Here is a 25,022-nt window from a genome sequence, read left to right as displayed (position 1 = left end):
GGGCCGGAGCCTGTGGATTACCGATGCCGGATTGGTGGGTTGCGCTGGTATGAAGGAGGCATGACAGCGTCAACGACCCGTGCGGTGATCCTCACCGTGGACGACGATCCCGGCGTTTCCCGGTCGATAGCACGTGACCTCCGCCGCCGGTACGGCGAGGACAACCGCATCGTCCGGGCGGAGAGCCCGGCCCAGGCGCTCGAGGCGCTGAAGGAGCTGAAGCTGCGCGGCGAACCCGTTGCGCTCCTGCTCGCCGACTACCGCATGCCCCAGATGTCCGGGATCGAGTTCCTCGAGGCCGCGATGGACCTGTTCCCGCTCGCGCGGCGGGTGCTGCTGACCGCGTACGCCGACACCGACGCGGCGATCCAGGCGATCAACGTGGTCGACCTCGACCACTACCTGCTGAAACCGTGGAACCCGCCGGAGGAGAAGCTGTACCCGGTGGTCGACGCGATGCTCGACCTGTGGAAGGCGACTCCCGAACCGTCCGCTGACGAGACCCGGGTGATCGGTCACCGCTGGTCGGCGCCGTCGTTCGCGGCCCGCGACTTCCTCGCCCGCAACGCGGTGCCGTACCGCTGGCTCAACGTCGACGACGACGAGGCCAAGCGCCTCCTCGACGCGGCCGAGGTGGACGGTACGACGCTACCGGTCGTGATCACGCCCGACGCGAGTGTGATGATCGCGCCGTCGGAGGCAGAGCTGGCTCAGAAGGTCGGCCTCACCACGGCACCGGCGAAGGACTTCTACGACCTGGTCGTGGTCGGCGGCGGTCCGGCCGGTCTCGGCGCGGCGGTGTACGGCGCCAGCGAGGGCCTGCGGACCGTCCTGGTCGAGCAACTGGCGACCGGCGGTCAGGCCGGCCAGTCCAGCCGGATCGAGAACTACCTGGGCTTCCCGGACGGCGTGTCCGGGGCGCAGCTGACCGACCGTGCGCGGCGGCAGGCGGTCCGGTTCGGGGCCGAGCTGCTGACCACGCGCCAGGTCGTCGGGCTCGAGACGCTCGGCAACGCCCGCCGGCTGGTGTTCGCGGACGGCAGCGAGATCTCGGCGCACTCGGTGATCCTCGCGACCGGCGTCTCGTACCGGACGCTCCAGGCGCCCGGTGTCGACGACCTCTGCGGGCGCGGCGTCTACTACGGGTCGGCCACCACCGAGGGTCCGGCGTGCGCCGGCGCCGAGGTCTACATCATCGGCGGAGCCAACTCCGCCGGTCAGGCCGCGGTCTATTTCTCCAGGCATGCGAAGCGTGTGCATATGCTGGTAAGAGGACCATCGCTCACCGCGACGATGTCGTCGTACCTCATCGACCAGATCGATGCGATCGACAACATCGAGGTGCACACCTGCACGCAGGTCGTTTCCTGTATGGGCTCGGAGCACCTGGAGCATCTCACCCTGCTGAACAGCGAGACCGGGGAGAAGCGTGAGGTGGACACGGAATGGATGTTCGTGTTCATCGGCGCGGCGCCCCGGACGGACTGGCTGCCCGGTGACGTACTCCGCGACGACCGGGGCTTCGTGCTCACCGGGCCCGACCTGCACGGCAGACCGCCGGGCTGGCCGCTCGACCGGGAGCCGTACCACCTGGAGACGAGCATGCCGGGCGTGTTCGCGGCCGGCGACGTGCGGGCCGAGTCGGTCAAGCGCGTCGCCTCCGCGGTCGGCGACGGAGCGATGGCCGTGACACTGGTGCACCGATACCTGGAGATGCTCTGATGACCGACCAAGCTGTGAAGCGGCTGACGCCCGACGAGCTGCGCACGCTGTTCCTCTTCGAGAGCCTCACCGAGGAGCAGCTGCAGTGGCTCTCCGAGGCCGGGTACGTCGAACCCGTGCACGACGGGACCGTGTTCAACGAGGGTGACGAGGCGACCTGCTGCTACGTGCTGCTCAGCGGTGAGATCCGGCTCTGCAAGCTCTCGCACGGCGAGCTGGTGGAGATCAACCGGACCGGCCAGCGCGGGGTGTACTCCGGCGCCTTCAACGCGTTCTTCGGTGCCAACGACCACAAGTCGTACACGGCGACGATGCAGGTCACGCAGCCGTCGGAGTTCTTCGTCATCAGCGCCGAGACGATGGCGACGATGATGAACACCTGGTTCCCGATGGCGGTGCACCTGATCGAGGGCTTCGTGATGGGCATGCGCCGGACCAACGAGACGCTCGGCGAGCGCGAGCGGCTGCTTGCCCTCGGCTCGTTGTCCGCGGGTCTGACCCACGAGCTGAACAACCCGGCCGCGGCGGCGGTACGGGCGGCGGCGACACTGCGGCAGCGGGTGTCCGGCATGCGTTCGAAGCTGGCGATGCTCGCGGACGGGACGCTCGACGCGACCAAGCTGCACCAGATCGTCGCGTTGCAGGACGACGCGGTCGAGCGGCTGGACAAGAACAAGGACAAGGACATCCCGCCGATGGAGCTGTCCGACCGCGAGGACGCGCTCACAGACTGGCTCGACGACCACGACGTCCAGGCCAGCTGGGACGTGGCGCCGGTGCTCGCCCAGGCGGGCCTCGACGTGCCGTGGATGGAGGAGGTGCTGACGGCGGTCGGCCCGAAGTACCTCGAAGGTGCCGTGCGCTGGTTGATGTACACGATCGACACCGAGTCGCTGATGAACGAGATCGACGACTCTGTCACCCGGATCTCCACGCTCGTCGGTGCCGCCAAGCAGTACTCGCAGATCGACCGGGCGCCGTACCAGACCGTCGATCTGCGTGAGCTGCTGAAGTCGACGCTGGTGATGATGTCCGGCAAGCTCCAGGGGTACGAGGTCGTCAAGGACTTCGATCCGGAGCTGCCGCCGATCCCGGCGTACGCGGCCGAGCTCAACCAGGTGTGGACGAACATCATCGACAACGCGGTCAGCGCGATGGGCGGTTCCGGGACGCTGACGATCCGGACCCGGCGCGACGGCGCGTACGCGGTGGTCGAGATCGGTGACACCGGGCCGGGTATCCCGGAGGAGATCCGGCGGCGGATCTTCGAGCCGTTCTTCACCACGAAACCGATCGGCGAGGGTACGGGCCTCGGCCTCGACATCTCCTGGCGGATCGTGGTCAAGAAGCACCACGGCGACCTCCGGGTCGAGTCCGAGCCGGGCCGTACGGTCTTCAAGATCGTGCTGCCGCTCGAGCCCGAACGCGAACTGGAGTCCGACCCGGCGCTACTTGCTTAGGGCAACCAATCGCTGATGGTGGTGACGACTGCCGGGTCCAGGTGACCGGGGACCTGGTAGTCGGCCACGGTGGACGGGCCGGCGCCTGCGAAGAAGAGGTGGTTGCCCGCGGCCAGGACGTTGATGGTGGCCTCGGGCAGTCCCTCGCGCCAGGCGGGGAGGTCGTCGGCGACAGCGACCTGGTAGTCGCGGCCGCCTTGCAGGACAAGGATCCACCTTGTCGCGGACGATCGGGTCCGACGTGCCGAACCCCCGTAGCTCCGCCACACTCCGCACCGTCGGCGACTCGTCCGACGCGCCCATTCCAACTCCTCCCACGTCAGCCATCACCACCTACGACGAGACAGCCACGGTCACGGTGACACGGGGCTGCCGGGTTATGTGCCCGCTGGCGGGTTGCAGCAGGCCACCGGTGAAACAACCGGCCAGCGCGCGATCGCGTCTTCAGGGGGCCGGTGCCGGGTCCAGCGGACGGCGGTGCCCAGCACGCCGGGTCCAGCGGAGGGGGTGCCGGATGCCGGGCGCAGCGGGAGGGCGGTGCCGGGGAGGCTGGGTCGGGCGGGTGAGCGGTGCCGAGGAGGCTGGGTCGAGCGGGTAAGCGGTGCCGGGTCCAGCGGACGGCGGTGCCCAGCACGCTGGGTCCAGCGGAGGGCGTGCCCGGGATGCCGGGCGCAGCGGGAGGGCGGTGCCGGGGAGGCTGGGTCGGGCGGGTGAGCGGTGCCGGTGCTGGGTTAGCGGAGGGCGGTGCCTTGGGTGTGGGTCAGGAGGGTGAGGTCCTGGCGGGTGGGGAGGGATTCCCAGTCGCCGTAGGCGGTGACGCAGAAGGCGCCGGAGGTGGTGGCTCGGTCTAGGCGGGCTTCGGGGGAGAGGTTGTCGAGGGTGGCGGAGAGGTAGCCGGAGACGAACGCGTCGCCGGCGCCGATGCTGTCCACGACGGTCACGGGCAGGGCGGGACGGTGGATGGTGAGCACCTCTGCGGAAGCGGCAACGGGTGCGGCGGGTGCGGCGGTGAGGGGTGCGTCGGCCGTTAGTGCGCCGGGTGTGGCGGCCGGTGGTGTGGTGGGCGCGTCGGCCGTTGGTGCGGCGGGTGTGGCGGGAAGGGGCTCGGGGGTGGGGGTGGCGGGGAGGGGGGCGTTGGCTGGTGGGGCGGTGGGGGTGGCGGGAAGGTGCGGGGCGGGGGGTGGGGTGGTGGGGGTTTTGGTGTGGGACCAGGCGCCTTTGGGGCCGGCGGTTACTACGACGGTTTGGACTGTGCGGAGTAGGTCGGTGATGGGATCTTCGGCGTCGGTGAGGAGGTCGAGTTCGTCGTCGGAGGCGAAGATGGTGTGGACATAGGGGAGGAGCTCGCGTAGGGCGGTTGCGGCGTCGGCGCGGGACCAGAGGCGGGATCGGTAGTTCACGTCGAGGGATACCTGGGCGGTGGTTGTTCGTACGGCGGCCAGCGTCGCGGCTCGTGCCGACTCTGAGAGCGCCGGGGTGATGCCCGTGACGTGCAGGAGCCGTGGCGACAGTTCGGCGATGGCGGCAGTGATCTCGGACGGGGTGAGGGTGGAGGCGGCTGATCCGCGGCGGTGGTAGCTGACCCGGGTGATGTCGTGCGACGGCTGGTCGAACGCGATGAAGCCGGTGAAAGCCTCGTCGGAGAAGCGGATCCGGGTGCGAACGTTTTCGGCGCGGAGCGTGCGCTGGATCAGCCGGCCGGGTTCGTCGTTGCCGACGGCGCTCAACCAGGTGACGTCGTGGCCGAGTCGCGCCACGCCGATCGCGACGTTGCTCTCGGAGCCCGCGATCGACAGGTGCGCGTCCCCGCCCAGCCGCATCGGCCGCTCGGTCCGGACCGAAACCATCGTCTCGCCAAGCGTCAGCAGATCTGTCATCTCACATACTCCGGGAACTGGAGCGACCCCAGCGGGTCGCCAATGGGGGCGTCAGATGTTGAGCTCGGTACGGAAGGTGCTGGCTCTGATGGCCAGTTCCGCCAGGGGACCGCCGGTCGCGGCGTCGCCGAGGAGTGGGGAGCCGACGCCGACCGCCATCGCGCCCGCCGCCAGGTACTTCGGGGCGGACTGGGCGTCGACCCCACCGACCGCGATGAGCGGCGCGTCGGGGAGCGGGGCGCGGAGCTCGGAGAAGTAGCTGGGGCCGTAGACCTTGGCGGGGAAGATCTTCGCCGCGGTGGCGCCGAGGTCGAGGGCGGCGACCACCTCGGTCGGGGTCAGCGAGCCGCACAACAGCGGAAGGCCGAGTTCGACGGAGCGGTGGGCGCCGCGGGTGATGGCCGGGGTGACGGTGAAGTCCGCACCGGCGTCGGCGACGGCGTTGGCCTGGTCGGCGGTGACGACGGTGCCGGCGCCGATCAGGATGTCCGCGTCGTACCGCGAACGTGCGCTCGCGATCGCCTCGACGCCGTCCGGCGTGGTGAGTGAGATCTCGAGTGCGGTGATGCCCGCTTCGACGAGAGTCTCGACACAGTCGAGTGCGGTGTCCGCACGATCGGCGCGGATGATCGCGAGCAGTTTCCGGCTCCGGAGTTCGGCGAGCAGATCCATAATCCCCAACCTAGGTGATCGCGGTAGCTGTAGGACGTCCGATGAGCGCTGGCATGGACGCCTGGTTCCATTGGATCGGCTTCGCGGTGAGCGTCAGCTGCCAGGTCAGCTCACCACTGGCTGGTACGACGGCGGCGTCGCCCGGACCGGCTTCGGCCAGGTCGAAGACTCTGCCGAGCATGGGTTCGACGCCGAGGCTCCGGTACGGTGCGTCCGCGGGGAACCCGCCCTGGTTGCGCCAGAGTGCGGTGGACGTTGGTTGCTCGGGGCAACTCAGTGTCATGGTGAGTTCGGCGCCGCGGTCGCGCACAGAGATCGTTGGGCAGTCCAGCAGAACTGCGCCGACCGCTGTTCCGTCGGTTGGGCCGTAGGTTGTCAGGTCGAGTTGGGTCGGCCAGGGTTCGGTCACCCACGGTGCGCCGGGCGGCCAGGCGTCCCGCAGTAGATCGGCTGCCTCGGGGTACAGGCGGCTTCGCGTACCCCAAGGAGCCGAGATGGTTGCTCCGGCCGCGCAGTCGACCAGTGCGTGGGCAGCCCACACGAACCGATAGCCCGGTTCCGCTTCGAGGCGGTAGTCGACGGTGACGAGGTCGGGGACGGATGTGAAGGTGCGGGTCAGCGTCGCGGCACCGTACGAGACCGTGTCGGCCCCGGTGCGGTGCCAGGGTTGGTTCCAGAGGGCGCCGTGGTCGGGGGTGCCTCGGATGGTGGGGAAGCATTCGTCGACGCCGCCGGCGTCGACGAAAGCGGTCAGGCCGGTGCGGGGCCCATCGGTCAGGCCCGGTCCGGACCACAACCACTCACGGCCGGCGAGTCGCAGCGAGGTCCAGCGCCCTCCGTCGTCAATGTCGACGGCCACGGCGGCCGTGTCCTGGTTGGTCACCATTCCGCGAACGATCCGTCGTCGTGGGTCCACACCGGGTTACGCCAGGCGTGACCGGTACGGTCGGCGGCTCGGACGGCCTCTTCGTCGACCGTGATTCCCAAGCCTGGCAGGGGATTCCACTCCGCGTGGCCGTCGTTCCACGTGAACGGCGCCGGGTCGACGACGTACGACATGAGATCGCTGGACAGGTTGTAGTGGATGCCGCGGCTCTGCTCCTGGATGAGGAAGTTCGGCGTACCGAACGACACCTGCAACGACGCCGCGAGCGAGATCGGCCCGAGCGGGCAGTGCGGCGCGAGCAGTGCGCCGTGGGCATCGGCCAGTACGGCGATCCGCCGCAGCTCGGAGATTCCGCCCGCGTGCGAAACGTCGGGCTGTACGACGGCAACACCCGCGTTCAACGGCGCCATGAAATCGGAGCGGTGGTACAACCGCTCGCCGAGCGCCACCGGCACCGTCGACGTGGCAACGACCTCGGGCAGATGCGCCATCTGTTCCGGAAGCACCGGTTCCTCGACGAACATCGGCTGCAGATCCTCCACCGCGTGCAGGATGCGCCGCGCGCCGGCGACACCGACCCGGCCGTGCAGGTCGATCGCCACGTCACGCGAGTCACCCAGGGCCGACCGCGCAGCAGACAGCCGCGTGACGATGTCGTTGATCTCAGCAACGGATGGGGAAACCCGGATCCGCCCGCTGGCGTTCATCTTCACGGCCGTCATACCCGCCGCGACCTGTTCCGCGACGGCATCGGCGATCGCCGACGGCTCGTCGCCCCCGACCCAGGCATACACGCGCACCCGATCGCGTACCCGTCCGCCGAGCAGCGCCGCCACGGGGGCGCCGTACACCTTGCCCGCGATGTCCCACAGCGCATGGTCCAACCCGGCGACCGCGCTGCTCAGCACCGGTCCGCCACGGTAGAAGCCGCCCTTGGTCAGCACCTGCCAGTGCCGTTCGATCTGCAGCGGATCCTGGCCGATCAGGTACTCCGCGAGTACGTCGATCGCGGCGCGCACCACCTCCGCGCGCCCCTCGACGACCGGCTCACCCCACCCGACGACGCCGTCGCTGGTCTCGATCCGGCAGAACAACCAGCGCGGTGGAACGAGGAACGTCTCGATTCTCTCGATCTTCACCGGCGCCCCTTACGGGACGCCGAGCCGCGTACTTCGGTCAGGTCCTCGGCAGCCTTCGCCAACAGTTGCCGCATCGCGAGCTCGGCGGCGTCGGGATCGTGCGCCCGGACGGCGTCCACGACCCGCCGGTGGCTCGGCACCGGGTCGCCGGACGGTTTCACCTTGTGGACCAGGCGATCACGGTCGGCCAGGCCGGTCTCCATGATGACTTCCATCTTGGTCAGCAGCTCGTTACCCGTTGCCGCGAGCAACGCCCGGTGGAACGCCAGGTCAGCCGCGACCGCGGCGAGATCGTCCTCCGCCGACTCCATCGCGGCGAGCGCCTCGTCCAGCGCGGCCAGGTTCGAGTCGTCACCTCGTACGGCGGCCAACCGGGCGGCGGCCGGCTCCACGATGCCGCGTACCTCGTGCAGCTCCTCGAGTAGCTCGGGGCGGGCATCGGCGTCCTTGAAGTGCCAGCGGATCATGTCCGCGTCCAGCAGGTTCCAGTCCGAGCGCGGCCGGACGAACGTGCCGCGCTTCTGCCGCGCGTCGACGAGCCCCTTCGCGGTCAGTACCTTCAAAGCCTCGCGCACAGCAGTGAGGCTGACGCCGAGGTCGGACTGCAGTTCGGTGACGTTGATGGTCGCGCCCTCCGGGATCGTCCCGGACAGGATGCGCTGCGCCATCTCCTCCACGATCTGCCCGTGCAGCCCGCGCTGAATCCCCGTCACTCTGCTGCTCTCCCTCACGCCGAGTCCTTCACTGCCGACCATCCGCCGTCGACCACCAGGGTGGTCGCGGTCACGAAGGACGCCTCCGACGAGAGCAGGAACGCCACCGCCTGCGCGACCTCGTCGGGTTGACCGAGTCGCTTGAGTGCGGTTGCCTGCGCACTGCGCTCGCGTCCTTCGGCGTCGACGCGGTCCCAGAGCGCCGTCACGACCGGGCCGGGGAGCACGGTGTTCACGCGGACGGCCCGACCGTACTCGACCGCGAGCTGCCGCCCGAGCGACACCAGTGCGCCTTTCGTCGCGGCGTACGCCGGATGCCCCGGGAGGCCGGCGATCGCGTGCACCGACGACACGAGTACCACGGAGCCCGCGCCGGCCACGAGGTCGTCGTACAAGGCCTGGAAGCCGAGGAACGACGCGGTCAGGTTGACGTCGAGCTGGCGTTGCCAGGACGCCGGGGAGAGCTCGTGGGCCGGCTTGACGTCGATGACGACCGCGTTGCTGACCAGGCCGTCGATGGGTCCGAGCTCGTCGCGGCCGCGGGAGCGCGCCTCCGCCCAGGTGTCCGGCGACGCGACGTCACCGACCACGCTGATCGCCCTGCCCGGAACTTCCTGGCAGGGCCGGATGTCCACCTGCACGACCTGCGCACCCTCGGTCAGCGCCCGTTCGGCGCAGGCCGCGCCGATCCCCGACGCGGCCCCGGTCACCACGATCACCCGCCCAGCCAGCCGCACGCGCGCCTCCTCAAGTCCAGTAGGGCAATCAGTTCACCGTGACGGCGCTGTCCGGTCAAGCGATTTGCTCGTAATTTACGAATTAATATTGACACTTGCGAGCGGCCGCCGCAAGATCGTCCGCAACACACCACTCACCCGACTGGCCTCGCCGGCCGGGCAGAATCTCAGGAGTTCCGGCATGACCTTGGCAGCGGATCGGCGGACTTTTCTGAAAGGGCTCGGACTGCTCGGCGCGGCGACCCTGGTTCCCGGGTGCGCGACGTCCGCGCAGAGCCCCGGCAACAGCGGCGGATCGACGGGCGGTGAGCTGGCGCTGCAGTCGAACCTGTCCAGCGAGCAGGCCAAGGCGGCGATGGAGAAACTCGTTGCCGCGTACAACAAGACCGGTGGTTCGCAGGTCAAGCTGAACACGGTCGCCGCCGAGATCTTCCGGACCCAGTTGCCGACGTACCTCACCTCAACCAACCCGCCCGACGTCTACACCTGGTACGCCGGATCGGTCGCGAACTCGTACGCGAAGAAGGACCTGCTGCTCGACGTGACGAGTGTGTGGGACTCGATGGGCAACTACTCGAAGGCGATGCAGACGCTGTCGACGAGCAGCGCCGGGCAGAAGATCTTCGTACCGACCAGCTACTACTGGTGGGGGATGTTCTACCGGAAGTCGAACTTCGCCAAGTGGGGCGTGACGCCGCCGAAGACCTGGGACGAGTTCGTTGCCGTGTGCAAGACCATCCAGAGCAAGGGGATTCCGCCGATCGGGATCGGGCTCGGGGACACGCCGTGGGTCGCGTCGGCCTGGTTCGACTACCTGAACATCCGGATCAACGGGGCGCCGTTCCACCGCAAACTGCTCGCAGGCGAGGGCGACTTCACCGATCCGAAGGTGAAGGCGGTGTTCACCAAGTGGCGCGAGGTGCTGCCGTACTTCGACCCGAAGGGCAAGTCGTTCCCGTTCCAGGAGGCGACGTCGGCGCTGCTCGGCGGGAAGACCGGGATGTTCCTGATCGGCACGTTCTTCGCCGACTCGGCGCCGAAGGACGCGCTCGACGACATCGACTTCTTCCAGTTCCCGATCATCGATCCGGCCGTGCCGGTTGCCGAGGAGGCGCCGACGGACGGGTACTTCGCGTCGAAGAAGGCGAAGGATCCGGACGCGGTGAAGAAGTTCCTCACCTGGCTGGCGACCGCGGAGGCGCAGAACATCTACGTGCAGAGCTCCTCCGGTACGGCGATTCCGGCGAACCCGGACGGGAAGTCGGCCGACACCGCGCTGGTGAAGAAGGGCAAGGCGATGATCGAGAACGCCGCCGAGATCACCCAGTTCTTCAACCGTGACTCGTCGGACGCGCTCCAGCCCACCGCCGACGCCGCGCTCACCAAGTTCCTCGACAAGCCGGACCAGATCGACCAGATCCTCAAGGACTGGCAAGCCGCCGCACAGAAGGTCTTCAAGGCGTGACCGCTGCAGCTGTGGAACCGCGGAGCCGAACCGGCAACGGTCCGGCCGCCGGCCGCCGCCATACCAAACGGTATGGTATGCGGCGGGTGTCGCCACTGATCCTCGCGTTTGTGCTGGTGCCGTTCGTCATCGAGGCGATCTGGGTGTTCTGGCCCGCTCTGCAAGGGTTCTGGCTGGCGTTGACCAGTTGGGACGGGTTGTCGGCGCCGCGGTTTGTCGGGTTCGGCAACTTCTCGGACATGGTGTCGGATCCGATCTTCCGGACTGCGTTGAAGAACACGGCGATCTGGCTCGTGTTGTTCGGTGGGTTGAGTGTGGTGGGCGGGTTCGGGATGGCCTTGCTGCTGCAGAAGGAGCGGCGCGGGGTCGGGATCTACCGGGCGGCGCTGTTCACGCCGGTCGTCTTCAGCCTGGTGGTGACGGCGCTCATCTGGCGGGTGTTCTACCAACCGGATGGACTTGTCGACACGGTGTTCCGGTCCGTTGGCCTGGGCAACTTCGTCCGGCCGTGGCTGGCCGACCCCGACACCGCCTTGTACGCCGTGATCGTGCCGGCCCTGTGGCGCCAGATCGGCTACGTGATGGTGCTCTACCTGGCCGGTCTGAAGGCGGTCGACCCCGCGTTGTACGAGGCTGCGAAGGTCGACGGCGCCTCGGCCTGGCAGCGCACCCGGTACGTCACGCTCCCGCAGCTCAAGGGGGTCAACTCCGTCGTACTGTCGGTCATCGTCATCGACTCACTGCGCTCGTTCGACATCGTCTGGTCGATGACGAAGGGCGGTCCGTACCACTCGTCCGAGCTGCTCAGTACGTACATGTACTCGACCGCGTTCCAGTCCACGCAGCTCGGCTACGCGTCCGCGCTCGCCGTCATCATCTTCCTGCTCGCCCTGGCCGTCATCCTCGGCTACCTGATTCGTGCGTTCCGGGAGGAAGCGTGATCCGCCGTATTGGTTACCACACCGCGATGGGCCTGGTTTCCTTCCTCTGGGTGGCGCCGATCCTGTGGGTGGTCGTGATCTCGTTCCGGTCGTTCGACGACGTCGCGGCGAACGGGCTCGGGTCGCTGCCCCATTCGTTCACGTTCTCGACGTACAAGTCGGCGTGGGAGGACGCGGACGAGTTCCGGGCACTGATCAACAGCCTGCTCGTGACGATCCCGGCGGTGCTCCTCAGTCTGGGGCTGGCGTCGGTCGCGGCGTACGGGCTGGCGCGGTACAACATCCCGTTCCGGCGGACCGTGCTGCTGCTGATGTTGATGGGGAACCTGCTGCCGCCGCAGATCCTGCTGATCCCGATCTCGCGGTTCGTCGAGTTGATCGGGTACTACGACACGCTGATCGCGCTGGTCGCGGTCCACGTCGGCTTCGGGCTCGGGTTCTACACGTTCGTGCTGCACGGGTTCATGCGGGACCTACCCCGGGAGATCCAGGAGGCGGCGACGATCGACGGGGCCGGTCCGGGGCGGATCTACTCGGCGGTGATCCTGCCGCTGACCCGGCCGGCGCTGGCGGCGCTCGGGGCGTTGTCGTTCACCTGGATCTTCAACGATCTGCTCTGGTCGATCACCGTCATCAGGTCGGGCGAGAAGATGCCGGTGACGCCGGCGTTGCTCGGGCTACAGGGGCTGTTCGTGTCGTCGTGGAACGTGATCGCTGCGGGGACCGTCATCGCGGCGGTGCCTACCGTTGCGGTGTTCTTGCGGTTCCAGAAGCACTTCGTCGGTGGATTGGCGATCGGGGCGGTCAAGTGAGGACCTGGACGCTGCGTGGTACGTCGACGTCGTACGTGGTCGGCGTACCGGAGCACGGGTTGTGGGCACAGCTGGTTGCCTGGGGCCCCGGTGATGGTGGTGCGCCGGTGGAGGTTGTCGGTACGGAGCACTTCGTGCCGCGCGCAGACGTGGAGCCGCTGGAGTACGCCGTACGTGGGGTTCGGTACACGGCGCCGGTGGAACTGGTGGTGAGCGGACCGGACGGGTCGGACGAGCTACGTCCGGTGTTCAGCGAGGCCGTCGAGGTTGCGGATGAACTGCAGTTGGTGTTCGTGGATGTGCTCCGGCTGGTCCTGCACTACCGCATGGTCGGTGATGTCGTTGAGCGCTGGGTTTCCGTAACGAACGCGGGAACCGCTGAGCTGACGTTGCATCGGCATGATTCGGCGGCGTTCGTGGTGCCGGTGGGGAACACCGTGAAGTACTTGTGGGGCGAGTGGAACAGTGAGTTTCAGCAGGCATCGGTGACGTTGCCGCGGGGGCAGTTCGTGATCGGGAGCGCGCAGGGGATCACGGGCCATTCGTACTCACCGTTCCTCGCGACGGAGGGGGACGTCGCGTACGGCGTACAGCTCGCGTGGTCCGGCTCGTGGCAGATGACCGCCGACGTCGACGCCACCGGCCTACTGCGCATACAGGCTGGTCGTAGTCCCTCGAGTCTGGGCCTGCGGCTCGGTCCGGGGCAGACGTGGCATTCACCGAAGGCTGTCGGCGCTTGCAGTGCTGAGGGCGCTGACGGATTGGCGCGGGTCTTTCACTCGTACGAGCGTGACCTGTCGCGGCGGCGTACTCCGCACGTGCTGTACAACTCCTGGTTCGCGACCGAGTTCGACATCCGGGCGGAGCACCAGCTCGAGTTGGCTCGGCGGGCCGCGGCGATCGGGGTAGAGACGTTCGTGGTGGACGACGGCTGGTTCGTGGGACGGTCCGACGACACCGGCGGGTTGGGGGACTGGGAGGTCGATCCGGCGAAGTTTCCGGCTGGTCTGGACGGGTTCATCACGGACCTGCGCAGGTTGGGGCTCGTGTTCGGATTGTGGATCGAGCCGGAGTCGGTCAGTCCGCGGTCCCGGTTGGCGGTCGAGCATCCGGATTGGATCCTGCGGACGGCTGGGCGTGAGCCGGTACTGGTGCGGAATCAGCTGCTGCTCGATCTGAGTCGGGACGATGTCGCGGAGTTCGTGTGGGAGACGTTGGATCGGCTGCTGTCGACGTACGACATCTCCTATTTGAAGTGGGATGCCAATCGGCCGCGGTTGGACTCGGGGGATGTGCGGCGGGACGTCGACGGGCTGGTGGTGACGAATCTTTACGCCATTCTGGATCGGCTGAGAGACCGGCACCCGCAGGTTTACGTCGAGGGGTGTGCCGGGGGCGGGGCTCGGGTCGATGTGGGGATGGCCGCGCGTGTGGACACGCTGTGGCCGTCGGACAATACGGCGCCGTTGGATCGGCTCCGGATTCAGGACGGTTTTCGGACCGGGTTCGCGCCGCATTTGATGAGTTCCTGGGTGACCGATGCCGAGGGCACGCGTGACGGGCGGCGGCGTTCGTTGGACTTCCGGTTCCATGTGGCGATGGCCGGCGTTCTGGGGATCGGGGCGGATCTGTCGCGGTGGTCGGACGATCAGTTGAAGATCGCGGCGCGGCACATCGCGCAGTACAAGGATTTCCGGGAACTGATTGCTGACAGCAACGTCTACGGCCTGACGCATGGCGTGCAGTACGTGGGCGACCGGCGGTCCGTGGTGTTTCTGTGGGAGACCGGTGACGGCAACGTGCGGGGCACCTTGCCGACCCGGCCGCGGCGGGTGCCGTTGGCGGGGCTGGATCCGGCGAAGAACTATCGGGTGGGTGCCGAAACCTACCCGGGCAGCTACCTGCTGCAGGTCGGGATCGCGTTCGACGACACGGCGGACTCGCTCTGCGTCGTCGTCGAAGGACTCGACTGACCTCCGCTCGAAGGCTCGAAGGTTCGAAGGAAGGCAAGGGATGAAACGACTGCTGGGTGGTGCGCTGGTCGCGGCGTTGACCGCCGGCGTACTCACCGCCACCAGCACCGGAGCCGTGGCGGCTCAGGCCACGGCTCCGGTGCTCAGCCCGACCCCGTACATGGGGTGGAACACCTACTACGGACTCGGGGGCGATTTCACCGAGGACACGATCAAGTCGGTCGCGGACTCGCTGGTCAGCCGCGGCCTCGCGAAGGCCGGGTACGACATCGTCTGGCTGGACGGCGGCTGGCAGGCCGACCAGTCCCGCAGCGACGCCGGTGACCTGGTCCCGAACCCGGCCAAGTTCCCGCACGGCCTGAAGTCGCTGGTCGACTACATCCACAGCAAGGGCCTGCGCGCGGGGATCTACACCGACGCCGGTCCGTACATCCCGGGCCGCTGCGGTCTCGGCAGCGGCGGCCATTACCAGCACGACGCGGACACGTTCGCGGCGTGGGGCTTCGACGCGGTCAAGGTCGACTACCTGTGCGGGATCGCGGCGAACCTCGACCCGAAGACCGCCTACACCGAGTTCGCCCAGGCGCTGCGGAACAACGCGAGCCACCGGCCGATGATCTTCAACCTGTGCAACCCGGTGACCTCACCGGACTGGGGCAACTACCCGGAGTCCCAGCAGTCGATCAACTCCTGGTCGTACGCGCCGGCGATCGCGCAGTCCTGGCGGACGTACACCGATGTCGGGTTCCAGGGCGACATCAAGTTCAAGGACGTACTGCGGAACTATGACGCGAACGCGCGCCACCCGGAGGTCGTGAAGCCCGGCGCGTTCGGCGACCCGGACTATCTGGCGCCGGAGCTGGGCATGAGCGACGAGGAGTTCCGGACCCAGCTGACGTTGTGGGCGGTCGCGGCCGCGCCGCTCGTGATCGGCAGCGACGTCCGCAAGCTCAGCGCGACCACGATCGGGATGCTCACCGATCCCGACGTGATCGCGATCAACCAGGACCCGGCCGCCGTGCAAGCGGTACGTGTCGGTGCGGCCGGTGCGACGGAGACCTGGGTGAAGCGGCTAGCCGACGGCTCGCGTGCCGTCGTACTGCTGAACCGCGGCGACAGTGCTCAAACCCTGACGACCACCGCCGCAGCGGTCGGGCTGTCCGGCGATCGGTTCACGCTGAAGAACGCCTGGACGGACAAGGTGACGGACAGCGGGGGCGTGATCAGCGCGGCGGTGCCGGCCCACGGTACGGCGCTGTTCCGGGTCGCGGAGGCGCGCGGGGTACCGGCTGCGCCGCATGTGACTGCCGGGATACCGCAGGTGACGAAGGTCGGTACCGACCCGCAGCCGGCGGACGCTGCGCCGGTGGTTGCCGGAGGAGACGAGCTGACCGTACAGGTTGCCGTACGCAACGATGGTCTGCAGCCGGTGTTCGCGCCGTCGGTGACGGTTGCCGGAGGTAGCGGGTGGACGGTGACGCCGCTGTCGAAGGCGCCGGCTCTGATCGAGGGCGGCAACCAGGCGACGTACGCCTTCACCGTCAAGCTCCCCGTCGGCGCGCCGCCCGGCACCGCGAGTCTGACCGCTACGACGACATACCAAACGGTACGGTATGGAGCGCAGCGGCAGACGACCGTGCTGTCGCCGGTGGTGGTCGCGCCCGCGCCGCCGAGTGGGACCGTTCCGTTGTCGCATCACGCGTGGATCACCGCGACCAGCGGGTGGATGTCGCCGACGATCGACCAGAGTGTCGGCGGCGGCAACCCGATCAAGTTGACCGGTACGACCTACCCGACCGGCATCGGTGTCGCGTCGCCGTCGCTGATCCGGTACTACGTCGGCAAGGCGTGCTCGCGGCTGACCGGGACCGTCGGGATCGACGACGTGGTGAGCAACGTCGGGCCGGAAGGCGGTACGTCGACGTTCCAGGTCGTCGGTGACGGCAAGGTTCTGTACGACAGCGGCGTCGTCGACCGCTTCACGCCGAAGCAGTTCGACGTGGACCTGACCGGCGTACGGGTCCTCGACCTGGTGGTCGGCGACGCGGGCGACGGCGGCTACAACGACCGCGCCGACTGGGCGGCGCCTACCGCTACCTGCTGATACCCAGCTGCGGTGAGGAGAGGGCGGCCCCGTGGTGGGCCGCCCTCATCTGCTATTTCCAATCCACCTCGGTCGACTGCAGCCAGGTCCAGCCACGATTTCGCCAGGCGGGCGAGTGCTGCGCCAGCCGGGCGGCGTACTCCGGCCAGATGGTGGTGGTCTGCTGGGACCATGCCTTCTCGGCGAGACCGGGGATGCGCGGCAGGAGGAGGAGTTCGAGGTCGTCGGAGTTTGTGATGGTTTCGCACCAGATCGCGGCCTCGACGCCGGCGATCTGGTCCGGGGCGACGACGTCAGCCGGGTCCCAGGTGACGCCGTGTTCGAGCGAGGCCGCGCCGTAGAACTTGAGGCCCAGGCGTGCGCGGGCCACCTCCTGCGCGGGGTCCGTGGAGGCGTCGGCGTGCGGGCGGTCGAAGTACAGCCAGGTGACGGGCGAGACGATCAGCTTGGCGCCTTGCTCGAGCGCCTTCGGGGCGTCGTACTTCGCTTTGCGGAGCGCCTCGACCAGGACCGGGAGGAGCTCCGCGGGCGGGGTTGGCGCGTCCGGGTTGTCGGGCATGTTGTCGATGTCGAGGTCGAGCCAGTACTGCACGAGGTCGTTCGGGTCGAGTTTCGCGCGGGCGATCTCCTGCCAGCCCACGACCCGTTTGCCGCGTTCCCGGACCAGCCCGGATGCCTTCTCGACGAACGCGGCGTGGTCCTCGTCGGACATGCCCCAGGTTTCGTCGCCGCCGATGTGTACGTATGCACTGCCGGGGAACTGCGGGATGACGGCGTCCAGGACGTCCGCGACGAAGGACCAGGTCTCGTCTCGTGCTGGGTCCAAGGTGCCGAGGTTGAGCTTGTCACCGTTGCCGAGGTCAACCGTTTGCGGTTCGGCGGGGGCGAGGTGCGGGTAGGCCTTGAAGACGGCGGCGGTGTGGCCGGGCATGTCGATCTCAGGTACGACGGTGATGTACCGGTCGGCGGCGTACGCGACGAGGTCGGCGAGCTCCTGCTGGGTGTAGTAGCCGCCGGGGCGGTCGCCGAGGGCGCCGGCGGCACCCACCTCGGTCAGCGCGGGACGAGACGGTACCTCGACCCGCCAGCCCTGGTCGTCGGTCAGGTGGAGGTGCAGCACGTTCAGCTTGTAGAGGTCGAGCATGTCGATGATCCGGCGTACTTCGTCCGGTGCGTGGAACGTCCGTACGACGTCGAGCGACAATCCACGCCACGCGAACCGTGGCCCGTCGACGAACCTGGTCGCCGGAAGAACCGCCGTACCGTCGTGGAGCTGCGCGGAAATCAGTTGCCGCAGCGAGGTCAGCCCTCGATGCACACCCTCCGGCGTGGCTCCCCACACGCGCACACCGCCGGCGGAAACCTCGACCCCGTACCGCTCATCCGTTTGTCCACCATCGGCGCGTAGACCAGTGGAAGGTGGTACGCCGTCTACGGCGGCCAGTTCGACGGTGATGCCGGAACTGCCCGTCAGGACGAGGCCCGTGTCGGCCGCGACTGCTTCGACGAACCGGGCTACCGGGCCTGCCAGTTCGGGTGGCGTGGTGACACCTGACGTTGCGGTGAGAGTGAAGGTTTCGTCACTTACGGTAAGCGTCGCCGGAGCGGGGATGACGGGAAGGTCCATTCGACGATTCTGCTGCAGTGCGGCGTTCCTCGCCCAGGGACAGCGGCGGAATCGGGAGCATTCGGGGTGGGTACCGGGCATGGATGGATACGCGACGGCTGATGGCGCAGGCTGAGCACCTGGCGAAGGTGCTCACCCCGGGTGACCTCGACCATACGCTGAGCAGGATCACTGCCGCAGCGGTCGAGGTGCTGCCGGAAGTCGACTACGCCAGCATCACCGTGCTGCACGCCGACGGGCGGCTGGAAACGGTCGCGCCGACCGATGATTTGCTGTGGGGAGTCGACGCCGCCCAGTACGAACTGCGGGAAGGGCCGTGCTACGACGCCGCCGCCGACTCCGTCCACGTTGTCTCACCGAACCTCGACGACGATCCGCGCTTTCCGCGGTACGCCGCCACCGCGGTCGCGGCCGGCATCGAGGCCCAGGCCGGCATCCGGCTGTTCGATGCCCCGAAGTCGCGCGGCGCGCTGAACCTGTACGCCCGGAAAGCCGGCGCGTTCGGCGATCTCGGCGCGCTCGGCGAACTGTTCAAGCACCAGGCCGCGCTGGCGATCGGCTACGCCCAGGAGATCCAGAACCTGCAGGAGGCCGTCCGCACCCGCGGCCTGATCGGCAACGCCGTCGGCATCGTGATGGAACGCTACAAACTCACCGACGACCGCGCCTTCGCCTTCCTCACCAGACTCTCCCAGGACGGCAACGTCAAACTCCGAGCAGTAGCCGAACAAATCGTCGCCACCACCAAGGACAGCTGACACGCAACGGCCGAACTGTGAGCTGAGGGTGGTGCGCCCGGTCGGCGGGCTGTACTCTCTTGGAGAGGTTATGTATTGCAAAAGGCCGTTTTGTAGTACATTACCGCGATGGCGATCACGTGGGCACCGAGCGCAGACAAGCATGGCATCGACCATGAGGACGCGTTGCAGGCGATCATGAACGCGTACTACGTCGAGCGCGAGTTCGATGAGCCGCGGCCACCGGCGACGGTCCGGCCGACGCTCTTCATCCGGACGCCGCCTCGGGATCTGCACATCTTTCACGTGATGGTCGCCAGGCCCAAACACCTCGAGCGGCTTGAGGAGGACAAGTGACTGACAAGGACTACGAAGGCGCGGCCAAGTGGGCCGAGCACGACATGAGCCTGCCCGAGAACTCGAGGACGAGCCTTCGCGGTGCGGACGCCGCCGACTTCGGTCGCGAACTGGTCGAGCGTTCCCGGGGAGGACGCCCGTCGATCGACCCCGACGCGGTACCGGGGGAGAAGTCGCCGGTGCGCCAGGTGCGACTTCCGCGAGCGCTCGACGCTGATCTGGAAGCATTCGCGAGCAGCCGCAAGCGTAAGCCGAGCGAGATCATGCGCGAGGCACTGACCGAGTACCTCGAGAGCCACAGAGAAGCCGGCTGACCCGGACGGAGGAGTCCGCGCGAGGCGGACTCCTCCGTCAGTCACCGCGCGCGGTGTTGCTCTGCCAGGGATTTGAGGTGGTGGGCGCTGGCTTTGGGGGTTCGGGATTGGGTTTCGTAGTCGACTCGGACGATGCCGAAGCGTTTGACGTAGCCGTAGGCCCATTCGAAGTTGTCGAGGAGGGACCAGGCCAGGTAGCCGCGGACGTCGGCGCCCTGCTGGATCGCGTCGGCCACTGCGGCCAGGTGGGACGTGAAGTAGGCGGTGCGGTCGGTGTCGTCGACAAAGCCGTCGGCGTCGGGTACGTCGTCGAAGGCGGAGCCGTTCTCGGTGATGACCATCGGCAGGCCGGGGTAGTCGTGGGCGATGGAGAGCAGGAGGTCGGTGAAGCCTTCGGGGACGATCTCCCAGTCCATCGCGGTGCGGGGCTTGCCGAGGGGTACGTCGCGGCTGATCGGGAGACCGTTCGCGTCGACAGTGCTACCGTCCTCGGCGTACCCGGTGAACTTCTGGCTGAAGTAGTAGTTGACGCCGAGCACGTCGATCGGTGCGGAGATGATCTCCAGGTCGCCGTCCTCGATCGGGAGTTCGACGCCCTCGCGGGCCAAGTCGGCGACCACGTCGGCGGGGTAGTGGCCGTGGACCAGCGGGTCGAGGTAGATGCGCCGGCCCATCCCGTCCGCCCGGCGCGCGGCGTCGACGTCGGGCGCGGCGTCCGAGGCCGGGTACGCCGTGGCGACGTTCAGCGTGATGCCGATGTCCAACGGACGTGGTGAAGCGGAGCGCATCGCGACCGTCGCGAGACCGTGACCGAGGAGCAGATGGTGTACGGCGGCCAGCGCGGCCGGGTACTCGCGGCGCCCGGGGGCGTGCGCGCCGTACGCGTACCCGAGCATCGCCGAGCACCACGGCTCGTTCAGCGTGGTCCAGGTGTTGACGCGGTCCTTCAACCCGTCGAACACCAGCATCGAGTACTCCGCGAACCGGTACGCCGTGTCGCGCTCCGGCCAGCCGCCCGCGTCCTCGAGTTCCTGCGGCAGGTCCCAGTGGTACAGCGTCACCCACGGGTCGATGCCCTGGGCAAGCAGTTCGTCGACGAGCCGGTCGTAGAAGCCGAGGCCGGCCGGGTTGACCGGGCCCTTGCCGCGCGGCTGGACGCGCGGCCAGGCGACCGAGAAGCGGTACGTGTCCAGACCGAGCTCCTTGATCAGGGCGACGTCGGCCGGCATCCGGTGGTAGTGGTCGCAGGCGATGTCGCCGGTGTCGCCGTTGTCGATCGCGCCCGGTACCTGGCAGAAGGTGTCCCAGATCGACGGGGTGCGGCCGTCTTCGGTGACCGCACCTTCGATCTGGTAGGCGGAGGTGGCGACGCCCCAGCGGAAGTTGTCGGGGAGTCCCTTGGGGAGGGTCATAGATGCCTTTCTAGGCGGTGCGGCCAGGCAGCCAGCACGCGACAGATCTGTTGGGGTCGTTGCGGGACGTCGGGATTCCCAGCACGGGGATGTCGACGGAGCAGCGGTCGAAGGCGTGCGGGCAGCGCGGGTGAAACGAGCAGCCGGAAGGCATGCCGCGGAGGTCGGGGGGCGAACCTGGTATGCCGGTCAGCTCGCGCCGTTCTCCTCGTAATGCAGGGAACGATCGGAGCAGGCCTTCGCTGTAGGGGTGGAGGGAGTCGCGGTACAGGTCTGCTGAGCGGGCTTCTTCGACGATACGGCCGCCGTACATGATCGCGATCCGGTCGGAGAATTCGACCAGCAGGGAGAGGTCGTGGGTGATGAACAGGACCGAGAAGCCGAGGCGTTCGCGCAGTTCCACGAGTTGGGCGAGGATCTGGCGTTGCATCACCACGTCGAGGGCGGTGGTCGGTTCGTCCATGATCACGACCTGCGGCTCGAGGACGAGCGCCATCCCGATCATCACCCGTTGGCGCATACCACCGGACAGTTGATGCGGGTACGCGTCCATCCGGTCCGCGGAGATGCCGACCAGCTTCAGCATGTCCTGGGCGCGCGCGGTCCGGGCCTGCGGCGACAGTCCGGGTTCGTGGGCCTTGATCACGTCGAGCATCTGCGTCGAGACCTTGTGCACCGGGTTCAGCGAGTTCATCGCGCCCTGGAAAACGATCGACGTCTCCGCCCAGCGGAACTTCCGCAGTTCCGCGTCGGTCAGCGCCATCACGTCGTACGGATCGCCCGACGCCGGGTGGTACACGACCGACCCGCCGCTGATCACGCCCGGTGGCGGCAGCAGCCGCGTGACGCCGTACGCCAGTGTGGACTTTCCGCTACCGCTTTCTCCGGCGAGTCCGAGTACCTCGCCACGGTGCAGCGTCAGCGTCACGTCGCGCACGGCCTGCACGGACGAGGAGCCGAGCCCGTAGTCGACGTTGAAGTTCTTGATCTCCAGCACCGGCGTCTTCACGCGACCTCCTCCTCAGCACGGCGCGGTACGACGGGGGTCACCGGCTGCTGCGTCGAGAGCACCGGCGTGAACCCGACCCGCATCCGCACGGTGTGACCGTCCTTCGTCTTCACCCGGGTATGACCGCTCGACCGCAACCGCGGGCTGACGAACTCGTCGATACCGAAGTTGACCAACGACAGGGCCGTTCCCAACACTGCGATCGCCAGCCCGGCCGGGACGAACCACCACCAGGCGCCCTGGGCCAGTGCCTGCTGCGACTGCGCCCAGAACAGGATCGTGCCCCAGTTCCACTCGGAGATCGTCGAGATGCCGATGAACGCCAGCGTGATCTCGGACATCACCGCGAAGATCACCGTACCGACGAAACCGGAGGCGATGATCGCGGTCAGGTTCGGCATGATCTCGAACGTGATGATCCGCCAGGTACTCTCACCGGTCGCCCGCGCGGCCTCGACGTAGTCCCGGCGGCGCAGGGACAACGTCTGCGCGCGCAACACCCGCGCACCCCAGGCCCAGGACGTGAGTCCGATGACGAGGGCAACCATCAGGTCACCCGCGGACGGAATCGTGGACGCCACGATGATGATCAGCGGCAACGCCGGAATCACCAGGAAGACGTTCGACAGCGCGGACAGGCTGTCGTCCGCGGCGCCGCCGAGGAAGCCCGCGCTGACGCCGATCAGGATCGACAGCGCGGTCGCGACCAGCCCGGCGAGCAGCCCGACGAACATCACGCCGCGGGTGCCGACGAGCACCTGGCTGAAGATGTCCTGGCCGAGGTGCGTCGTACCGAACCAGTGCTTGCCGGACGGCGCCTGGATCAGGTCGCTGCTACGGGCGGACGGGTCGTACGGCGCGATCCACGGGCCGATGATCGCGATCAGGCAGAAGAACGCCAGTACGACGAGGCCGGTCGCCGCCTTCGGATTGGCCACGAACCGGAGCCGCCGGCGCTTGGCCGGGGCGGCCTCGACCTCCGGGCCCTCCGGTGTGACCGCGGTGATGGTGCTCGTGGGTGCGGACACGGTCAGCCCTCCTTGCGGGTGCGCGGGTCGAGGAGCAGGTACGCGACGTCGGCGAGCAAGTTGGCGACCAGCACCGACAGCGTGATGACCAGGAAGACCCCCTGCATCAGCGGGTAGTCCTTGGCGCCGACGGCCTGGAACAGGTTGTAGCCGATGCCCGGGTAGGAGAACACGATTTCCACCAGCAGCGTGCCGCCGACGATGAAGCCGAGCGACAGAGCGAACCCGGAAACGTTCGGCAGCAACGCGTTCCGGGCCGCGTAGCTGACCATCACCCGGCGTTCCGGCAGACCCTTGGCGTGGGCAACCGTGATGTAGTCCTCGGACGCAACCGTCACCATCATGTTCCGCATGGTCAGGATCCAGCCGCTCACCGACGAGATCAGGATCGTGATCGCCGGCAGCAGACTGTGCTGTACGGCGCTGCCGATGAAGCCGGAGGTCCACGACGGGACCAGCCCCGGCTCGTAGCCGCCCGACGACGGGAAGAAGCTGTCCGGACCGGCCAGCAGCGCGATCGCCAGCAGACCGAGCCAGAAGTACGGGATCGACGACAGGAACGTTGTCACCGGCAACAAGCCGTCCATCAGCGAGCCGCGCCGCCAGCCCGCGATCACGCCCAGCGACGTACCGATCATGAAGCTGGCGAAGGTGGTGATACCGACCAGTGCGATCGTCCACGGCAGGCTCTGCCGGAGGATTTCGGAGACCGGTGTCGGGAAGAACGTGAACGACAGCCCGAGGTCGCCGTGGAAGACCTGTCCCCAGTAGTCGACGTACTGGCTCCAGAGCGAGGCGTGCTTGTCCAAGCCGAAGAGTACGTAGAGCGAGTGGATGGCTTCGGTGCTCAGCTGGCCCTGGTACTTCGCCATCAGCGAGGTGACCGGGTCGCCGGGGATCAGCCGGGGGATGAAGAAGTTGATGGTCAGCGCGGCCCACGCGGTGAAGAGGTAGAAGGCGACGCGCTGCAGGAGAAACTTCATCGCGCCGGCTCCTCTTCGTAGAGCCAGCAGGCGGCCCAATGACCGGCCGTCGGCAGCTCGAAGCGGGGCGGCAGCTCGGTCGAGCACTTCGGCATCGCGTACACGCAGCGCGGGTTGAAGCGGCAGCCGGTCGGCGGTGCGATCAGGCTGGGCGGTTCGCCGCCGGCCTGGTCCTCCGGCGTACCCAGTTGCCCGAGCCGATCGGGGTCCGGCGCGCTCTCGATCAGCAGCCGGGTGTACGGGTGCGCGGGGTGCTGGGTCACGGTTTCCGAGTCGCCACCCTCGACCATCCGGCCCGCGTACATCACCAGCGTCTCGTCGGCGAAGTACCGCGCCGAGGCGATGTCGTGGGTGATGTAGAGGATCGCCAGGTTGAGCCGCTCCTTCAGGTCCCGGAGCAGGTTCAGTACGCCGAGCCGGATCGACACGTCGAGCATCGACACCGGCTCGTCCGCGAGCAGCGCCTCGGGATCGGCGCCGAGCGCGCGGGCGATCGACACCCGCTGCCGCTGACCGCCGGACAGCTCGTGCGGAAACTTGTCGAGATAACGCTCCGGGGGAGTGAGCTGCACCTGCTCCAGCAACGCGCGCAGGTTCTGCTCGAGATCGCCGGCGCGGCCGTGGATCTTCAGCGCACGGGTCAGGTGGTACCGCACGGTGTGCGTCGGGTTCAGCGAGGCGAACGGGTCCTGGAAGATCATCTGGACCTTGCGCGCGTACGCCCGGAACTTCCGGCCGCCGCGCACTGTCACCGGTGAACCGTGCAACCGGATCTCGCCGGCGGTCCGCCCGTACAGCTGGGCCATCAGCCGCGCGACGGTGGACTTGCCCGACCCGGACTCACCGACCAGCGCGGTGACCCGGCCCCGGCGCAGCGTGATCCGTACGTCGTCCACCGCGTGCACGGCCTTGTGCTCGCGGGACAGCAGGTCGCGGACTCCACGCCGTACCGGGAAATGCTTGGTGAGGCCCTCGGCCTCCAGAACAACCTCGGTCTCGGTGACCGTCATCAGTCTCTCCTCGAAACGGCGCCAGGCCCGTCGAGGGCCTGGCG

The 25,022-nt window shown here is 68.0% G+C and carries 23 protein-coding genes; 10 read left to right on the top strand and 13 right to left on the bottom strand.

Annotated elements, in window-relative coordinates; translation table 11 throughout:
* Positions 1-60 precede the first annotated feature (60 nt).
* Both FB475_RS06275 and FB475_RS38055 read left to right on the top strand, forming a co-directional pair.
* Complete coding sequence (locus FB475_RS06275; protein WP_141853386.1) at positions 61-1,722, top strand: FAD-dependent oxidoreductase; 1,662 nt, start codon at positions 61-63, stop codon at positions 1,720-1,722.
* Positions 1,722-3,182, top strand: a complete 1,461-nt coding sequence (locus FB475_RS38055; protein ID WP_141853384.1) for an ATP-binding protein — start codon at positions 1,722-1,724, stop codon at positions 3,180-3,182. Before FB475_RS06275 ends, FB475_RS38055 begins: the two co-directional genes overlap by 1 nt.
* Here FB475_RS38055 and FB475_RS06265 read toward each other — a convergent pair.
* The 7 genes from FB475_RS06265 to FB475_RS06230 all read right to left on the bottom strand — a co-directional run bounded on the left by FB475_RS06265 (position 3,179) and on the right by FB475_RS06230 (position 9,206).
* Positions 3,179-3,451 carry a hypothetical protein gene (locus tag FB475_RS06265; RefSeq protein ID WP_141853382.1) on the bottom strand — a complete coding sequence of 91 codons (273 nt, stop codon included), beginning with the start codon at positions 3,449-3,451 and terminating at the stop codon, positions 3,179-3,181. The two genes, FB475_RS38055 and FB475_RS06265, sit on opposite strands and share 4 nt — an antisense overlap.
* Before the next feature lie 462 nt (positions 3,452-3,913).
* A complete protein-coding gene (locus FB475_RS38050) occupies positions 3,914-5,059 on the bottom strand; it encodes a sugar kinase (protein ID WP_272952055.1) in 1,146 nt (381 codons plus the stop codon).
* A 51-nt stretch (positions 5,060-5,110) separates the two neighbouring features.
* Positions 5,111-5,731 carry a bifunctional 4-hydroxy-2-oxoglutarate aldolase/2-dehydro-3-deoxy-phosphogluconate aldolase gene (locus FB475_RS06250; RefSeq protein ID WP_141853380.1) on the bottom strand — a complete coding sequence of 207 codons (621 nt, stop codon included), beginning with the start codon at positions 5,729-5,731 and terminating at the stop codon, positions 5,111-5,113.
* A gap of 10 nt (positions 5,732-5,741) precedes the next feature.
* A complete protein-coding gene (locus FB475_RS06245; protein ID WP_202878266.1) occupies positions 5,742-6,617 on the bottom strand; it encodes a hypothetical protein in 876 nt (291 codons plus the stop codon).
* Positions 6,611-7,756 (bottom strand): galactonate dehydratase, encoded by a 1,146-nt coding sequence (gene dgoD, locus FB475_RS06240; protein ID WP_141853378.1) that lies wholly within the window; start codon positions 7,754-7,756, stop codon positions 6,611-6,613. The genes FB475_RS06245 and dgoD overlap by 7 nt, the downstream gene beginning before the upstream one ends.
* Positions 7,753-8,469, bottom strand: a complete 717-nt coding sequence (locus tag FB475_RS06235) for a FadR/GntR family transcriptional regulator (RefSeq protein ID WP_238331990.1) — start codon at positions 8,467-8,469, stop codon at positions 7,753-7,755. Before FB475_RS06235 ends, dgoD begins: the two co-directional genes overlap by 4 nt.
* A 14-nt stretch (positions 8,470-8,483) precedes the next feature.
* The gene (locus tag FB475_RS06230) at positions 8,484-9,206 is read right to left on the bottom strand and encodes an SDR family NAD(P)-dependent oxidoreductase (RefSeq protein WP_141853375.1); all 723 of its coding nucleotides are present in this window, start codon (positions 9,204-9,206) and stop codon (positions 8,484-8,486) included.
* Positions 9,207-9,387: 181 nt separating this feature from the next.
* Here FB475_RS06230 and FB475_RS06225 point away from each other — a divergent pair, with 181 nt between their 5' ends.
* The 5 genes from FB475_RS06225 to FB475_RS06205 all read left to right on the top strand — a co-directional run bounded on the left by FB475_RS06225 (position 9,388) and on the right by FB475_RS06205 (position 16,501).
* Complete coding sequence (locus tag FB475_RS06225; protein WP_141853373.1) at positions 9,388-10,671, top strand: ABC transporter substrate-binding protein; 1,284 nt, start codon at positions 9,388-9,390, stop codon at positions 10,669-10,671.
* An 86-nt stretch (positions 10,672-10,757) separates the two neighbouring features.
* The gene (locus tag FB475_RS06220) at positions 10,758-11,612 is read left to right on the top strand and encodes a carbohydrate ABC transporter permease (protein WP_202878265.1); all 855 of its coding nucleotides are present in this window, start codon (positions 10,758-10,760) and stop codon (positions 11,610-11,612) included.
* Positions 11,609-12,424 (top strand): carbohydrate ABC transporter permease, encoded by an 816-nt coding sequence (locus FB475_RS06215; RefSeq protein ID WP_141853369.1) that lies wholly within the window; start codon positions 11,609-11,611, stop codon positions 12,422-12,424. Before FB475_RS06220 ends, FB475_RS06215 begins: the two co-directional genes overlap by 4 nt.
* Positions 12,421-14,397: an alpha-galactosidase gene (locus tag FB475_RS06210; RefSeq protein ID WP_141853367.1), complete on the top strand. Its 1,977-nt coding sequence runs from the start codon at positions 12,421-12,423 to the stop codon at positions 14,395-14,397. Before FB475_RS06215 ends, FB475_RS06210 begins: the two co-directional genes overlap by 4 nt.
* Positions 14,398-14,437: 40 nt before the next feature.
* Complete coding sequence (locus FB475_RS06205; RefSeq protein WP_141853366.1) at positions 14,438-16,501, top strand: NPCBM/NEW2 domain-containing protein; 2,064 nt, start codon at positions 14,438-14,440, stop codon at positions 16,499-16,501.
* Between the two features lie 52 nt (positions 16,502-16,553).
* Here FB475_RS06205 and FB475_RS06200 read toward each other — a convergent pair whose 3' ends face one another.
* Positions 16,554-18,128 (bottom strand): beta-N-acetylhexosaminidase, encoded by a 1,575-nt coding sequence (locus tag FB475_RS06200; RefSeq protein ID WP_185759103.1) that lies wholly within the window; start codon positions 18,126-18,128, stop codon positions 16,554-16,556.
* 83 nt (positions 18,129-18,211) lie between these two features.
* On the opposite strand from FB475_RS06200, the gene FB475_RS06195 reads away from it, so the two are divergent.
* The 3 genes from FB475_RS06195 to FB475_RS37445 all read left to right on the top strand — a co-directional run bounded on the left by FB475_RS06195 (position 18,212) and on the right by FB475_RS37445 (position 19,536).
* On the top strand, positions 18,212-18,886 hold the full coding sequence (locus FB475_RS06195) for a GAF and ANTAR domain-containing protein (protein WP_141853362.1): 675 nt from the start codon (positions 18,212-18,214) through the stop codon (positions 18,884-18,886).
* 108 nt (positions 18,887-18,994) lie between these two features.
* A complete protein-coding gene (locus FB475_RS06190; protein WP_141853360.1) occupies positions 18,995-19,222 on the top strand; it encodes a hypothetical protein in 228 nt (75 codons plus the stop codon).
* Positions 19,219-19,536 carry a hypothetical protein gene (locus FB475_RS37445; RefSeq protein WP_238331989.1) on the top strand — a complete coding sequence of 106 codons (318 nt, stop codon included), beginning with the start codon at positions 19,219-19,221 and terminating at the stop codon, positions 19,534-19,536. Before FB475_RS06190 ends, FB475_RS37445 begins: the two co-directional genes overlap by 4 nt.
* Before the next feature lie 41 nt (positions 19,537-19,577).
* Here the strand turns inward: FB475_RS37445 and FB475_RS06180 are convergent, their stop codons facing one another.
* The 5 genes from FB475_RS06180 to FB475_RS06160 are packed head-to-tail and all read right to left on the bottom strand — an operon-like array spanning position 19,578 to position 24,978.
* The gene (locus FB475_RS06180; RefSeq protein ID WP_141853359.1) at positions 19,578-20,948 is read right to left on the bottom strand and encodes a GH1 family beta-glucosidase; all 1,371 of its coding nucleotides are present in this window, start codon (positions 20,946-20,948) and stop codon (positions 19,578-19,580) included.
* A 10-nt stretch (positions 20,949-20,958) separates the two neighbouring features.
* A complete protein-coding gene (locus FB475_RS06175) occupies positions 20,959-21,957 on the bottom strand; it encodes an ABC transporter ATP-binding protein (RefSeq protein ID WP_141853357.1) in 999 nt (332 codons plus the stop codon).
* Positions 21,954-22,985 (bottom strand): ABC transporter permease, encoded by a 1,032-nt coding sequence (locus FB475_RS06170; protein WP_141853355.1) that lies wholly within the window; start codon positions 22,983-22,985, stop codon positions 21,954-21,956. Before FB475_RS06170 ends, FB475_RS06175 begins: the two co-directional genes overlap by 4 nt.
* 2 nt (positions 22,986-22,987) lie before the next feature.
* Positions 22,988-23,968, bottom strand: coding sequence for an ABC transporter permease (locus tag FB475_RS06165; protein ID WP_141853353.1), 981 nt, complete (start codon positions 23,966-23,968; stop codon positions 22,988-22,990).
* Positions 23,965-24,978: an ABC transporter ATP-binding protein gene (locus tag FB475_RS06160; protein WP_141853351.1), complete on the bottom strand. Its 1,014-nt coding sequence runs from the start codon at positions 24,976-24,978 to the stop codon at positions 23,965-23,967. The genes FB475_RS06165 and FB475_RS06160 overlap by 4 nt, the downstream gene beginning before the upstream one ends.
* Positions 24,979-25,022 lie beyond the last annotated feature (44 nt).

It is taken from the genome of Kribbella jejuensis (assembly GCF_006715085.1).
GTDB classification, from domain to species: domain Bacteria; phylum Actinomycetota; class Actinomycetes; order Propionibacteriales; family Kribbellaceae; genus Kribbella; species Kribbella jejuensis.
Note: the sequence above shows the minus strand (reverse complement) of the source record. Positions and strands in the feature narration are given on the sequence as shown.

Excerpts from the sequence above, each read along its gene's own strand:
- FB475_RS06180 (WP_141853359.1), bottom strand. The coding sequence starts at position 20,948 with ATGACCCTCCCCAAGGGACTCCCCGACAACTTCCGCTGGGGCGTCGCC.
- FB475_RS06245 (WP_202878266.1), bottom strand. The coding sequence starts at position 6,617 with ATGGTGACCAACCAGGACACGGCCGCCGTGGCCGTCGACATTGACGAC.
- FB475_RS06250 (WP_141853380.1), bottom strand. The coding sequence starts at position 5,731 with ATGGATCTGCTCGCCGAACTCCGGAGCCGGAAACTGCTCGCGATCATC.
- FB475_RS06200 (WP_185759103.1), bottom strand. The coding sequence starts at position 18,128 with ATGGACCTTCCCGTCATCCCCGCTCCGGCGACGCTTACCGTAAGTGAC.
- FB475_RS06205 (WP_141853366.1), top strand. The coding sequence starts at position 14,438 with ATGAAACGACTGCTGGGTGGTGCGCTGGTCGCGGCGTTGACCGCCGGC.
- FB475_RS38055 (WP_141853384.1), top strand. The coding sequence starts at position 1,722 with ATGACCGACCAAGCTGTGAAGCGGCTGACGCCCGACGAGCTGCGCACG.
- FB475_RS06225 (WP_141853373.1), top strand. The coding sequence starts at position 9,388 with ATGACCTTGGCAGCGGATCGGCGGACTTTTCTGAAAGGGCTCGGACTG.
- FB475_RS06160 (WP_141853351.1), bottom strand. The coding sequence starts at position 24,978 with ATGACGGTCACCGAGACCGAGGTTGTTCTGGAGGCCGAGGGCCTCACC.
- FB475_RS06195 (WP_141853362.1), top strand. The coding sequence starts at position 18,212 with ATGGATACGCGACGGCTGATGGCGCAGGCTGAGCACCTGGCGAAGGTG.
- FB475_RS38050 (WP_272952055.1), bottom strand. The coding sequence starts at position 5,059 with ATGACAGATCTGCTGACGCTTGGCGAGACGATGGTTTCGGTCCGGACC.
- FB475_RS06275 (WP_141853386.1), top strand. The coding sequence starts at position 61 with ATGACAGCGTCAACGACCCGTGCGGTGATCCTCACCGTGGACGACGAT.
- FB475_RS06190 (WP_141853360.1), top strand. The coding sequence starts at position 18,995 with ATGGCGATCACGTGGGCACCGAGCGCAGACAAGCATGGCATCGACCAT.
- FB475_RS06165 (WP_141853353.1), bottom strand. The coding sequence starts at position 23,968 with ATGAAGTTTCTCCTGCAGCGCGTCGCCTTCTACCTCTTCACCGCGTGG.